We start from the raw sequence: 13,456 nt of genomic DNA on the forward strand, positions 1-13,456 counted from the left end.
TGAGCTCCGGAAAACGGCTACGATGGCATCCGGCGGCCGAACACACTCCGGCGCCTCGACGCGATGATCCCTGCCACGCGGCAAAACCGGAAGAATGATTTTCTATCGTCTGCCGAAAGCACTGCTTCGCACGACCGTTTCATTCCAGGATCTGGCAAAGCTGCTCGACGCCCAAATCAGCGCTCCGATCTTATTTCTACAAGAATTGTAGACATTACGATTTTTTAGATTTCCGTTCCCGCTGCCGCGACGCTGCGGCAAACGAAATTTTCCACCGGGCACTTTGGCGCAAAGCCCGCCCTCGTCGCGCCCGGCCTGAACGTGTTGAATGCGCTCCATGGTCGATCTCATTCGCGCAAAATCAAGGAAGCTGCGGCCGACGCTGGCGAGGCTTCCGCCGCTGACGTCGCTTCGAGCTTTTGTCGCAACCGCCCGCCACCTGAGCTTTACGCGGGCGGCCGAAGAACTCCATGTGACGCCTGCCGCCATCGGCCAGCAGATCCGCCTGCTCGAGGATCACCTCGGTCAACCGCTGTTCCATCGCAACCGTGGCGAGCTTCTGCTGACGTCGGCCGGCCAGGCGCTGATGCCCGGCCTCACCGAGGCTTTCGACGTCGTTGTCGAGTCGGTCGCGCGGATTTCCGGCGACGAGGAGGATGCGCCGATCAAAGTGTCGGTTGCGCCCTCCTTCGCCAGCAAATGGCTGATCCCGCGCCTCGACGCACTGCGCGACGCGGTACCCGGCCTAGAAGTGCTGGTCGACGCATCAACCAGGCTTGCCGACTTTGCCAGCGAAGACGTCGACTGCGTCATCCGCTACGGGTCGGGCGCCTATAGCGGCCTGCTGACGGAACGGCTGTTTTCGGAAGCGGTGCTGCCCGTCTGCAGCCCGGAATTTGCTCGCATGCACGGTCTCTATCGCGGGCCGGAGGGGCTGCGTGACGCACCGATCCTGCATGAGGACGGTCCGGAACGCGATCCAAGCTGCCCTGACTGGAAGGGCTGGCTGAGATCCAACGGCCTGTCCGGCCGCTTTGTCGAGGGCGGTATACGGCTTAGCCAATCGTCACTGGTGCTCGACGCAGCTGCTGCCGGCAAGGGCATCGGTCTCGGCAAATTCCGGCTGGCCGAGCCTGACCTCGCCGCGGGGCGTCTGGTCAGTCCATTCGGCTCACCGCAGCCGGTCGAGTTTTCCTATTATTTTGCGACGACGCCGCACAAGGCGAAGCTGGAGACGGTCGAGCGCTTTCATGGCTGGCTGAAGGCCGAGGCGCGCCAGCTCGGCGCTCTCGACGTCCCACCGCCGGCGGCGCTTCCGGCGCGCATCGCCATTATCGCGGCCGAATAGCCTCGCCGCGGTCTCGCGAGCAGGCGCGCGCCTATTTGAGCTTGAAGCCCAGCGCTTTGAGCACTTCGCCCAGGCGATCACGGCCTTTCAGCGCTGCTTTGCTGCCGATGCGGTTCGAAACCAACTCTGTCCAGTCCACCACAGGCATCGCCTGCTCCTGCTGGAATAATCGAAGCCTCTGGTTGTAGGCTGCAAGATCGTCCGGATCGGGCTCTGATCGATAGCGCTCGCGGTGCAGCACCGCAGCCTGCGGCAGTCTGGGCTTGATGTCAGTCGCAGCCAGGAGATCGGGATAGCCGACGGTCAGGCCGAACACCGCCACGGTTTCCGGCGGGAGGCCGAGTTCGCGCGCCACCTCCTGCGGATGATTGCGCATCGCGCCGATGTAGCAGGAGCCGAGCCCGAGCGCGTCGGTCGCCACCACGGCGTTCTGTGCGGCAAGTGCGGCGTCGATCACGGCCAGCAGAAAGCTCTCCTGATAATCGAGCCCCTCGCCCACCCGGCCGTTTGCCTCGGCAATGGCGCGCAGCCGCGACAGGTCGGCCAGCCAGACCAGCAGCAGCGGCGCCTGCTCGATATGGCGATTGATCGCCGCCAGTTCGGCAAGCCGCGCCTTGCGCGCCGGATCCTCGACTGCGATGACGCTCCACGCCTGGAGATTGGAAGAAGTCGGCGCCGACTGGGCGGCGGCGACGATCAGTTCCAGCGTCCCTTCGGGAAGAGGCTTGGCGAGATAATTGCGGACCGAGCGATGCGAAAGGATCGCCTCGAGGGCTTCGTTCCAGGTTCCGGTATGCGCGCTTTGCGGCGCTCGATAACGCCGCCGTAGCGCCGCTTCACCACGCAGGTCAGCGTCGGAAGGGCGGATGCTGAAGGCGGCCGGCTGTGACATCGTCTTCCCTACTGGCAATCTGGCTTATCCGGTGTTCTGACGACCCCAGGTCATTCAAGAAGCGCGGCTTAGGCCCCGTTGCGCAAAAGCGGAAGCAACTGATCGCCTTGCCGCTTGATCTCGGAAAGATACGGCGTGTCCGAGAGCACGAAATGCGTGATGCCCAGATCCCGGTATCTGCCGAGCGAGCGGGCGACGTCGGCGGCCGAGCCGACCAGCCAGGTGGTGCCAGCGCCGCCGCCGCCATATTTGCCCGGCGCAGTATAGAGATTGTCGTCCAGCACCTCGCCGCGTGCGTGCAGATCGAGCAGACGCTGCTGGCCCACCGCTACCGCCCGACCGTGATCGTTCCAGCCGGCTCCCTGGCCCTTGGCCATCTCGTCGACCTTCGCTTCTGCATCCGCCCAGGCCTGCCCAGCGGTGTCGCGGACCAGCGTGGTGACCCGCAACCCGAACTCCAGAGGCGGGAGGTCTCGGTCGAGTTCCCTGCTCAAGGCTTTGAGCCGCTCGATCCGCTCCCGGACGCCGTCGAGCGGCTCACCCCAAAAGAGCTGGACATCCGCCTCGCTGGCCGACACCCGCTCCGCCGCCTCCGACGCGCCGCCGAAGTAGAGCTTGGGATGGCGACGATCGCCACGGACATGGATGCGGGGCATCACGGTAGAGCCAGTGACCTGGAAGTGCTCGCCCGCAAAGGTCACGTTCTCTTCAGTCCAAAGTCTGCGAACCAGGCGCATGAACTCTCTGGTACGGGCATAGCGATGTATCTGGTCACCTTCGCTGTCGCCATAAGCAGCGAGGTTGTCCTTGCCTGACACTATGTTGATACGCACGCGACCGGCGGTCAGCTGGTCGAGCGTGGCTACGGCGGATGCGAAGTGCGCCGGCCGCCAGTACCCCGGGCGGATCGCGATGAGCGGCTCGAAGGAGGTGGTCCGCGCGGCGAGCGAGGCCGCGACAGTAAAAGTGTCGGGCCGACCCCAGCCGGTACCGATCAGCGCGCCCTTCCAGCCGTATTCCTCAAGCGCCTTCGCGTGGCTGGTCAGCGTCTCCAGGCTGTTGTGGTCCTCGACGGCCGGCTCGCCGCGGTGACCGGGATCGACCTGGTTCGGGATGTACCAAAGAAACTCGGTATCAGCGCTCATTGTCGGGCCTGTATTTTGGCCGGGCATGAGGTCAATGGCAGGACCTTCCCCTCCGTTGTATTTTGATGACCATTCAATGGGTGGCCTCATGCAGCGCTGGCGCCTTGTGCGGCTGCGGTGCAAAGCGGCTTTCGGGTCTGGCAAGCCCGAGATGGTCGCGCAGCGTGCGCCCCTCATAGTCGGTGCGGAACAGGCCGCGCCGGCGCAGGATCGGCACCACCGTATCGACAAAGACCTCCAGTCCGGTCGGCAGCACGTCCGGCATCAGGTTGAAGCCGTCGGCGGCGCCGGCGACAAACCATCTTTCGATATCGTCGGCGATCTGCTCGGGCGTGCCGACGATGGTGCGGTGGCCGGTGCTGCCGTTCAGCGCCCGGATCAGCTGGCGAACGGTGAAATCGTTGCTGCGCGCGAGCGCGAGCGTGGCCTTGAAGAAGGTGTGGCCGCCATTGGGGGGCAGTTGAATCCCTTCTGGCAGCTTCTCGTCGAGCTTCAGCCGCTCGCGATCGATGCCGAGCACGCCGGACAGCCGGCCAAGGCTGTAGTCGAGCGGGATGCGGTCCCAGAGCTCTCCTTGCCGCCGCTCCGCTTCGGCCTCGGTGCTGCCGATGATGGTGGCTAGGCCGGCGAGGTTGAGCGGCACGCCGCCGGTGCGGCCATAGGCGACGGCACGCGCCTTAAGTTCCCGCGCATAGCCGAGCGCTTCCTCGAAAGACTGCGATGCGGAAAACACAGCTTCGGCGTGGCGGGCGGCGAGGTCCTTGCCGTCATCGGACCCGCCGGCCTGGACGACCACCGGATGCCCTTGCGGCGAACGCGGCACATTGTGCGGCCCGTGCACCGAGAAATGTGCGCCCTTGTGGTCGATGGCGTGAACCTTGGTGGCATCGACGAAGCGCCCGCTGGCGACATCACCGATGAAGGCATCGTCCTCCCAGCTGTCCCACAATGCCTTGACGATGTCAGCGAATTCCGCCGCCCGCTCGTAGCGCCGGCCATGATCGATGGCACCGTTGAGGCCGAAATTGCGGGCCGAGGCGGGATCGGCCGTGGTGACGATGTTCCAGCCGATGCGTCCGCCGCTGACATGGTCGAGCGTCGCGAAGCGCCTGGCGATATTGTAGGGCTCGTTGAAGCTGGTTGAAGCGGTGGCGATCAGGCCGATGCGCTCGGTTGCGGCGGCTACCGTCGCCAGCACGATGGTCGGCTCCAGCGACGTGATCGGACGATAGTCAATGCGGTCCGATATCGCCGCCTGGTCGGCAAGGAATACGGCGTCGAGCTTTGCGCGCTCTGCGATCTTCGCCACCTGCACATAGTGGTCAACGGTGAAGGCGGCATAGGGGTCGACGCCGTCCATCCGCCATGCCGCCGGCGAGAAGCCGGCATGCAGGATGTTGACGTTGAGATGGAGCTGCCGGCCGCTCATCGAAAGACGCCGGGCTCGGGATAAGCGCCGGTCAGATACCAGGTGCCGACAGTGCGGGTCTTGTATTCGGCAGGGTTGTGCAAGGTGTGAATGCGTGCGTTGCGCCAGAAGCGGTCGAAGCCGTATTTGCGCACTGCGGAGCGGGCACCCATCACCTCGAATATCTCGGTCGTGACTTCGAGCGCAACATCGCCTGCCAGCACATTGGCCGCGGCGACGGCAACCGCCGCCTCACCGCGTTCTTGCTCGGTCAGCGCCTTGCCGCGCGCGATCGCATGATCGATCGCCGCCGCCGCGCGATCGGCCAGCGCCGTCGCCGCCCGCGTCTTGACCCAGAGCTCGCCATACTGCCGCTTGATCCATGGATCGTCGATATGGCGCTCGACGCCGGAATACATCCACGGCCGCGAACTGTTGAGCGTATAATCTCGCGCCGCCAGCAGCGCGCCCTGGGCCGTGCCGACAAAGACATTGAGCAACACGCTCTGCTGCTGCAGCGGGCCGATGGTGCGGATTGGCAACGACGCGTCGACCCAACCGCGCACCAACTCGCTGTCGTGGATCCTGACGTCCTTGTAGGCGACCTTGCCGCTGCCGGTCTGCGTCTGGCCGATGCCGTCCCAGTCGTCGAGAACGGTGATGCCTTCGCGATTTGCGGGGATCGCCGCGAATTTCCTCTCGCCGCTGACCTCGTCTTCCCACGAGGTCGAAAGATAGTCGGCGACATGCGAGCCGGAGGCGAAGGGTTTGAAGCCGTTTACGATCGTCCACTCGCCATCTTTGCGGCCGAACAGCGTTTTGGAAAAACTGTTGCCGGTGTTGCCCCAGAACCAGTCGCCGGCAGCCGAACGCCGCAGCAGATCGGCTGAGCGCGGTTCGTCCGAATTGAGCCTGGCGGCGATCAGTGCGCTGAAATGGTAGCCGTAGATATGGCCGATCGAGCCGTCGACCTTGGCGAACTCGCGCCCGATCTTCAGCGCCGTCGAATAGGGTTCCCCGGCGCCACCGAATTCCTTGGGGATCACGATGGTGAGTAGGCCGCTTTGCTTGAGAAGACGTATCTGTTCGGTAGGCCTGCCGCCAAGCTGGTCGCGCTCGACCGCATCGCGGGCAAAGATGTCGCGCAGCTCGACCGCCTTGGCGATCCATGGATTGGACGTATCGGGATCGAAGGTCATCGTCTCACTCATGCAGCTGCGGGAAGCCGTGGCGCTCGGCAAGCAGTGCAAGAATGCGCCTGGTGTCATCGGCGAAGACCTTGCCCTTGGCCGTCGGCAAGTCGGCGGGCGGATTGCTGCCGATGATCAGCACCGGCAGCGACTGGTGCCGTTCGCCGAGCGCGTCGATCACCTTGCCTCTCGGCCTCGAAAACGGCACGCGCTCAACGTCGAGTCTGGCGGCGAGATCGGGAAAGGCTGCGAGCAATCCCTCAACCTGGTTGCAATAGGGGCAGACGAACGTCTGGCCCGGCTGATTTGGGTCGGCGAAACCCGGCTGGATGAGAAAGAGCGTGTCGCGCGCCATTGCCGGCCTATTCCGCAGCTGCCGCGGCATGCCGCGAAAAACGGTTTGCCGGTCGCTTCAGGCCGAGATTGTCGCGCAAGGTGCTGCCCTCATACTCGTCGCGGAAGAGGCCACGGCGGCGCAGTTCCGGCACCACCAGCTCGATGAAATCCTTCAGGCCGCCGGGCATGATCGGCGCCATGATGTTGAAGCCGTCGGCGCCGTAATTCTCGAACCGCTCTTCCATGGTGTCGGCGATCTGTTGCGGCGTGCCGACCACCTGCCAGTGGCCGCGGGCGCCGGCGATGCGCAGATAAAGCTGCCGGATCGTCAGGTTCTCGCGCCACGCCAGATCGATCACCAGCGCTTGCCGGCTCTTGCCGGCATTGGTCTCCGGCAAATCCGGCACCGGCCCGTCGAGCGGATAGGCGCTGAGGTCGAAGCCGCCGGCCAGCGCCGAGACCAGACCGAGGCCGACTTCCGGCTGGATGAGATCCTGCAGCTGTTCGAACTTCCCCCGCGCCTCGGCTTCAGTGCGGCCGACGACCGGGAAAATGCCTGGCAGGACTTTCAGGTCATCCTCCGAGCGGCCATATTTGCCGAGCCTGCCCTTGACGTCGGCATAGAAGGCGGTGGCTTCGTCGAGCGTGATCTGCGCGGCGAAAATCGCTTCCGCGGTACGAGCCGCCAGCTCTTTGCCCGGACCCGACGCGCCGGCCTGGACCACGACCGGACGACCTTGCGGCGTTCGCGGCGTGTTCAGGGGACCACGCACCTTGAAGTGCTGGCCCTTGTGGTTCAGCACATGCAGTTTGTCCTTGTCGAAATAGCGCCCGCTTGCTCTGTCGCGCGGGAAGGCGTCATCCTCCCAGCTGTCCCACAGGCCGAGCACGACATCGGCGAATTCCTCGGCGCGGTCGTAGCGCTCGCCATGCTGGATATGCGTCTCGTGACCGAAATTGAACGCTGCCTCCGGATCGGAAGAGGTGACCAGATTCCAGCCTGCGCGCCCGCCGCTCAGATGGTCGAGCGACGCGAACTGGCGGGCCAGATTGTAGGGATCGGAAAAACTGGTCGACGCCGTGGCGATGAGGCCGATGTTCCTGGTCACAGCCGACAGTGCCGACAGCAGCGTGATCGGCTCGAACGGATAGACGCCGCTATGCGCCTTGCGGCTGGCGGCCTCGAGGTTGCTCAGCCGCGCCGCGACGCCATCGGCAAAGAAGATCGCGTCGAATTTGGCCGCTTCCGCCAGCCGGGCAAGTTCGACGTAGTCGCCGAGGCTGGTCCCCTCGCCTGCCGCTGGATGGCGCCAGGCCGCCACATGGTGACCGGTGAAGAGCAGAAACGCTCCCAGCTTGAGCTTGTCCTTGCGCCTGGCCATTTTTTTCGCCTCCTCAGCGGTACAGTCCGCCGGCCGGGAATTCCCCGGTCAGCAACCAGGTGCCGATCGTGCGCTTCTTGTATTCGGCCGGATTGTGCAGCGTGTGCGTGCGCACGTTGCGCCAGAACCTGTCGTAGCCGTTGGCCTTGGTGGCTGAGCGGGCGCCCATCACCTCGAAAACCTCGCTCGACGCGTCGAGGCCGACTTGTCCGGCGTAGACATTGGCGGTGGCGAGATCGATCGCCGTCTGCCCGCGCTGCTCCAGGGTCAACGCCTCGCCCTGGCCATAGGCGGCATCGAGGCTGCATGCTGCTATATCGGCCAGTTCGGCCGCGGCGAGCGTGCGGATATAGAGGTCGCCATATTTGCGTTGCACGAACGGATCGTCGGTATGTTTCTCATAGCCGGAATAGACCCAGGGGCGCGATTGCGAGACCGTATAGTCCCGGCCTTCGCTCAGCGCTCCTTGCGCGCTGCCGACGAACAGGTTGAGCAGGACCGCCTGCTGGAACAGTGACGTCAGCGTCTGGAACGGCGTCAGCGGCACCGCGGGCGAGCCAATCAGTTCGTCGTCGCCGACATGCACGTCCTTGAACGTCACCTTGCCGCTGCCGGTCTGCCGCTGGCCGACACCATCCCAGTCATCCTCGATGACGATGCCCTCACGGTCAGCCGGGATCGCTGCCGCTAGTCTATCCTGGCCGTCCTCCCAGGCAACCTGGATGTAGTCTGCGATGTGGGAACCGGAGGAGAACGGCCGAAAGCCGCTCAGGATCCAGCCCGTGCCGTTGCGCCTGGCCGTCGACGTCTTCGACATGGCGTTGCCGGAATTGCCCCAGACCCAGTTCTCCCTTGCCGAGCGTGTCAGCAGCCGGTCCCTCTGCGCCTGCGTGCCACGGAACAGCACGCCATTGAGCGGCAGATGATGGTATCCGTAGAGATGGGCGAGCGAGCCGTCGGTGCGGGCGAATTCGCGCACGACGCGAAGCACCGACAGCCAGGGTGCGCCCTTGCCGCCATAGCGCTTGGGAATCTGCGCCGACGGCAAACCACTTTCCTTCAGCAGGCGGATCTGTTCGACGGGCCGGCCGCCGGCCTTGTCGCGCGCCACGGCATCCCGATCGAAGATTTCGCGCAGTTCGACCGCCGTGGCGACGAACGGGTCGGAAAGGTCAGGGCTGAAGGTCATCGGCGTTTGTCCATGGAAATGCGTCTATTCCGCCGCGATGGTCTGCGCCGGCCGCGAGACGGAAGCGGCATAGGCGTCTTCGCCGAACTCGGCCGGATGGCTCCCGGTTATGCGGCTCTCATGGCTGTCGAGATCGGCGAGGAAGAGATCGCGGCTGATGCGCGCGACAACGGCCGGCACATCGCGCCTGATCGACGGCACATCGCCGATCGGCAGGCCGAAACTGACAAAGCCGCCGGGATTGAAGACATGGATATTCCTCAGGAATGGCGCCTCCCCCGGCGCCTTCTCGAGAAATTCATGGCCGAGGCCGAGATAAGGATGGGCGCCGAAAAATTCATCCAGCTCTGCTTCCGGCGGCGCGTACTGGTCGCGCCATAGCCGGATGGTGGCGGCGAAATCGGCGAACTCAGGCTTGCGCGTCGGGTCGGCGAAATAGCCGGTGCCGGCGACGACGAAGTCGAACGCAAACGTCTCGCCTGCGATATCGGTGACGACCTTGCCGTCTTCGACATCCGCATTTGTCCAGGGGGCACCGAGATGGAGATGAAAATTCTGATGCCGCACCGCCCGCTCCACCGCATCGAGCGGCGGCGTTGAACCGGCCTCGCGGAAGCGCAATGCCTGGCGCCAGCGCACCGCATCGGGCAGCCGAGGATAATTGTCATAGGCGCCGGGATAGCCGCGCACGCGGTTGATCGGCACACTGGCAATGCTGTTGCGGCGGGCAAAGAGACGCACCGATTTCGCGCCGGCCTCAAGGGCAGCTCCGGCCGCATCGAATGCCGAAGCCGCCGACCCGACGACAGCCATTGCCTTGCCCTTGAGCGAGGCAAAATCGATTGCCGCCGAACTGTGTGCGACAAGGCCCCGCGGCAAGGCGGCAAGTACCGCCGGTATCACTGGACCGCCGCTGCCGCCAAAGCCATTGGCCAGAATGATCTTGCGCGCCGTTTCGACCGATGGCGTGCCGTCGGCTTCGAGGTGGAGGCGAAAAAGCCCGCCGGCCGGCTCGATGCGAATGAGACGCGTGCCGTAACGGATGCCGATACCGAGGAACGCGCGATACCATTTCAGGTAGTTCGCCCAATCCGTCCGTGCGATGCGGTCGAATCCGGCATAGGCTTCCGCACCGTGGCGGGCTTCGTACCAGGACTGAAAGCTCAAGCCCGGCAAGCCGAGTTCCGGCCCCGGCAAGCCCTTTGGCGTTCGCAGCCGGTTCATCCGTGCATGAGTGAGCCAGATGCCGGCCTTGCTCTCATCCGGTGCCGCGTCGACGACAGTGACCTTGCCAATGCCGGCACGCCTCAACGCGAAGGCAAAGGTCGCCCCCGTCTGCCCACCGCCAACGATGAAGACATTGTGGTCGATGCCTTCCCGGTCCGGCACCCAGTTCTGCGGATCGGGGCCGATCAGCCGGAGCGTTTCCCGGGCGTGGTGATCTGGATCGGTCGGTAAGGCCATTTCGGTCCCGGCTGAAGTTGAGCCTCGTCAAACTCCGCCTCGGGCGGCAAACAGTCCAGAAATGTTCGCTTTGAGTGGCCGGTAGTTTTTTTCACTTGCATTGCAACGACGCGCTTTCACAGCCGACGAATGGGCGGTGCGTGTGGCCTCCCTGAAGCCGGAGCATCTTTTTCGATATTGCAGCGGGCGCAAGCGCACTGGTCATTTTTATTTCTTACGGCTCACGCGCAATACGCCGATGCAGTCGGGCATTGGTGTCGAGCACATCAGCGGCGTCGCGTGGTCAGCGGGATCAAGCTTAATCTTGGTCGACCGACATGTGTGGCGTCCGCCATCTGACAGACGGCAGGTCGCGGATACACCAGCAACGGTCCTCGCAGGATAGGACAGCGCAGCTATTCAACAGGCGTCCCAAGAGGCCCGTCGGCTACGCCATCGCAGGAACGAAAACAGAAGAGTAGCGGCACTTTCGTGTGCAGTTTTTGCACACGATCTCTCATAACATATTGATTTTATGTATTTGATCTGTCCCATCCATCACCGGACATTGCGGAGTATCCTGGTAGAGGTGGGCGGCAGACACGATTCGAACTCTGGCGCGACAAGTGAAATGACCGCCGTTCTCAAAGTTTGTCGGCCGATAGTTGGTGCGGGTGGTCGGGCTCGAACCGACACTCCTTTCGGAACTGGATTTTGAATCCAGCGCGTCTACCAGTTTCACCACACCCGCAAGGCGCTAACTCATTTACCTCTCAACGCTCTCATGCTGCACCTACGTAGAGGGTGGCAGTTCGAGAATTAAGCGGCCCTTAACTCCTAACCTATTGACCTCCAATCCTATTACCCTGCGGGCTGACGGTAGACGCATCCTGATTTTGAGTCGAGCGCGTCTACCAATTCCGCCATAGGGGCTCAGGCCGGGCGGCCTGGATGGGCGCGGACTATACGGTTGGAGGCCTGTTCGTCAACTGGCCAAATCCCAACATCTGGGCTCGCTCAAGCCTCAGCCTTTCGATTTCGTGAAGCAGCTGCCATTGTGCAGCGCGGAAAATCTTTCTAGAGAGGCGGCGCATGTCATTGAAGCGCACCTTGTCCGACGAGGTTGATGCGGGGCGCTTCCAAGTCTTGTTTGTACATGTCGTGATCCCAAGACCGCTTCTGGTTTGGGCGTGCATTAGGAGTGCCGATGCTTCGCGGACTTTACGACTGGACCTTGTCGCTGGCGGCGAGCAAATCCGCCGAATGGTGGCTGGCCTTCATCGCCTTCGTCGAGAGCTCGGTGTTCCTGGTGCCGGCCGACGTCCTCTATCTGCCGATGGCGCTGTCGCGGCCGGATCGCGCCTATCGTTACGCGCTGGTCGCCACCGTCGCCTCGGTGCTGGGCGGCATCGCCGGCTGGTTCATCGGCCATTATGCCTATGATGCGGTGGCGCGGCCGATCCTCGAATTTTATGGCAAATATGACGAGTTCGAGGCGATGCGCGTCTCATCGGGTGTCGGCTTCATCATCCTGATGCTGGTCACCTCCGGCCTCGCCCATCTGCCGCCGATCAAGGTTGTGACGATCCTGTCGGGGGTCATCGGTGTTCCTTTGCTGCTGTTCATCGTGCTGGCAATCGTGGCGCGCGGTGCTCGCTTCCTGTTTCTCGCGTGGCTCTTGCGCCGCTATGGCGAGCCGATCCGCCACTTCATCGAAAAGCGCCTCGGCCAGATTGCAGGCGCCGCCGCCGCCGCCCTGATTTTGCTCTATATCGTCGTCAAATACGCCGTCTGAACGGCATCGAACCGAATGGACTGAGCCCGATGACAGCGACCGTGAATGCCGATACCGGACGACAGCGGCTGCGCACCGCCCTGTTCCTTGCTGTCGCCATGGCCGCCACGGTCGGCTCGGCGCTGGCCTTCCAGTATCTCGGCGGCTACATCCCCTGCAAGCTCTGCCTCGAGCAGCGCACGCCTTACTACGTCGGCGTGCCCTTGATGCTGCTGGCGGTGCTTGCGTCGGCTCTTCAGGCGCCAGCCTGGGTAAGCCGTGGCCTGCTGGCTATTGGCGGCCTGCTGATGCTCTACGGCGTCTATCTCGGCGTTTATCACTCCGGCGTCGAATGGGCGTGGTGGCCAGGCCCGACCGATTGCACCGCAGCCGCCGGGCCGGTGGACACCGGCGGCAAGGGCGTGCTCGATGCGCTCGACAAATTCGTCCCGCCCTCCTGCGACAAGGCGGCGCTCCGCATCCTCGGCCTGTCGCTGGCCGGCTGGAACGCCATCGCCAGCTTTGTCCTGGCAGTCGTAGCCTTCCGCAGCGCCTTCGCCCGCGACTGATTTAGCGCGACACGAGATCATCCAAGAATTCGGCAGGCTGAGTCGGGTGGAGTGATTGCCGAGAACCGAAGCGGAGCGGACATTGGTCCGTGAGCATCGGAAGCGCAGAAAATCGCTTCAGACGGCCAGCCTCCCGAATTATCGGATGATCTCACGGCTCGAGTTCGACATCCCAGTACAGATAATCCATCCAGCTTTCGTGTAGATGGTTGGGCGGGAACAGCCGGCCGTTATTATGCAAATCATGCACCGTCGGCTGGTAGGGCTTCTGCAGCGGCCACATCTTGGCGTGGGCCGGCATCATGCCGCCCTTCCTCAGATTGCAGGGCGAGCAGGCAGCGACGACATTCTCCCAGGTCGTGGCGCCGCCGCGATGGCGAGGAATGACATGGTCGAACGTCAGATCGTCCGGCGTGCCGCAATATTGGCATTGGAAACGGTCACGCAGGAAGACGTTGAAACGGGTAAACGCCGGATGCCTCGACGGCTTCACGTAAGCCTTCAGGCTGACGACGCTCGGCAGCTTCATCGAAAAGGTCGGTGAAGAGACGGCGTGTTCGTATTCGGCGACGATGTTCACCCTCTCGAGGAACACCGCCTTGATGGCATCCTGCCAGGACCAGAGCGACAGGGGGTAATAGCTGAGCGGACGGTAATCCGCGTTCAGCACCAGCGCTGGAAGCCCATCCGGAGATACGGCAACCGTCACGTCGTTGACCTCCTTCACCCTAGAACCGGTCGGCGCGGATACTGTAAGCCCGACATGACAGGGATGTGAAG

The 13,456-nt window shown here is 63.6% G+C and carries 12 protein-coding genes and 1 tRNA gene; 3 read left to right on the forward strand and 10 right to left on the reverse strand.

The features are described from left to right. The first annotated feature begins 337 nt into the window (after positions 1-337). Positions 338-1,348, forward strand: a complete 1,011-nt coding sequence (gcvA, locus tag NKI08_RS06995) for a transcriptional regulator GcvA (RefSeq protein WP_352471368.1) — start codon at positions 338-340, stop codon at positions 1,346-1,348. 31 nt (positions 1,349-1,379) lie between these two features. Here the strand turns inward: gcvA and NKI08_RS07000 are convergent, their stop codons facing one another. From NKI08_RS07000 to NKI08_RS07040, 9 genes are all read right to left on the reverse strand, one after another. Continuing rightward, the gene (locus NKI08_RS07000) at positions 1,380-2,240 is read right to left on the reverse strand and encodes an NADPH-dependent oxidoreductase (protein ID WP_352768032.1); all 861 of its coding nucleotides are present in this window, start codon (positions 2,238-2,240) and stop codon (positions 1,380-1,382) included. Between the two features lie 68 nt (positions 2,241-2,308). Continuing rightward, positions 2,309-3,385, reverse strand: a complete 1,077-nt coding sequence (locus NKI08_RS07005; protein ID WP_352768035.1) for an LLM class flavin-dependent oxidoreductase — start codon at positions 3,383-3,385, stop codon at positions 2,309-2,311. Positions 3,386-3,458: 73 nt separating this feature from the next. Continuing rightward, on the reverse strand, positions 3,459-4,814 hold the full coding sequence (locus NKI08_RS07010; protein ID WP_352683050.1) for an LLM class flavin-dependent oxidoreductase: 1,356 nt from the start codon (positions 4,812-4,814) through the stop codon (positions 3,459-3,461). Then, positions 4,811-5,992, reverse strand: coding sequence for an acyl-CoA dehydrogenase family protein (locus tag NKI08_RS07015; protein WP_352616976.1), 1,182 nt, complete (start codon positions 5,990-5,992; stop codon positions 4,811-4,813). Before NKI08_RS07015 ends, NKI08_RS07010 begins: the two co-directional genes overlap by 4 nt. Positions 5,993-5,996: 4 nt before the next feature. Further along, positions 5,997-6,338 (reverse strand): DUF3088 domain-containing protein, encoded by a 342-nt coding sequence (locus NKI08_RS07020; RefSeq protein ID WP_352540173.1) that lies wholly within the window; start codon positions 6,336-6,338, stop codon positions 5,997-5,999. A gap of 7 nt (positions 6,339-6,345) precedes the next feature. Then, positions 6,346-7,701: an LLM class flavin-dependent oxidoreductase gene (locus NKI08_RS07025; RefSeq protein WP_352471376.1), complete on the reverse strand. Its 1,356-nt coding sequence runs from the start codon at positions 7,699-7,701 to the stop codon at positions 6,346-6,348. A gap of 13 nt (positions 7,702-7,714) precedes the next feature. Next, positions 7,715-8,890: an acyl-CoA dehydrogenase family protein gene (locus NKI08_RS07030; RefSeq protein ID WP_352540175.1), complete on the reverse strand. Its 1,176-nt coding sequence runs from the start codon at positions 8,888-8,890 to the stop codon at positions 7,715-7,717. Positions 8,891-8,914: 24 nt separating this feature from the next. Beyond that, on the reverse strand, positions 8,915-10,354 hold the full coding sequence (locus NKI08_RS07035; RefSeq protein WP_352768041.1) for an FAD-dependent oxidoreductase: 1,440 nt from the start codon (positions 10,352-10,354) through the stop codon (positions 8,915-8,917). A gap of 645 nt (positions 10,355-10,999) precedes the next feature. Beyond that, positions 11,000-11,084 (reverse strand) — tRNA-Leu (locus tag NKI08_RS07040). Positions 11,085-11,540: 456 nt separating this feature from the next. Here NKI08_RS07040 and NKI08_RS07045 point away from each other — a divergent pair. Next, a complete protein-coding gene (locus tag NKI08_RS07045) occupies positions 11,541-12,128 on the forward strand; it encodes a YqaA family protein (RefSeq protein WP_023677958.1) in 588 nt (195 codons plus the stop codon). A gap of 29 nt (positions 12,129-12,157) precedes the next feature. Further along, positions 12,158-12,676, forward strand: coding sequence for a disulfide bond formation protein B (locus NKI08_RS07050; RefSeq protein ID WP_352768045.1), 519 nt, complete (start codon positions 12,158-12,160; stop codon positions 12,674-12,676). A gap of 151 nt (positions 12,677-12,827) precedes the next feature. Here the strand turns inward: NKI08_RS07050 and NKI08_RS07055 are convergent, their stop codons facing one another. Beyond that, positions 12,828-13,385, reverse strand: coding sequence for an HNH endonuclease (locus NKI08_RS07055; protein WP_023677956.1), 558 nt, complete (start codon positions 13,383-13,385; stop codon positions 12,828-12,830). Between the last annotated feature and the right edge of the window lie 71 nt (positions 13,386-13,456).

It is taken from the genome of Mesorhizobium sp. M0768, from assembly GCF_040320195.1.
Classification (GTDB): Bacteria; Pseudomonadota; Alphaproteobacteria; order Rhizobiales; family Rhizobiaceae; genus Mesorhizobium.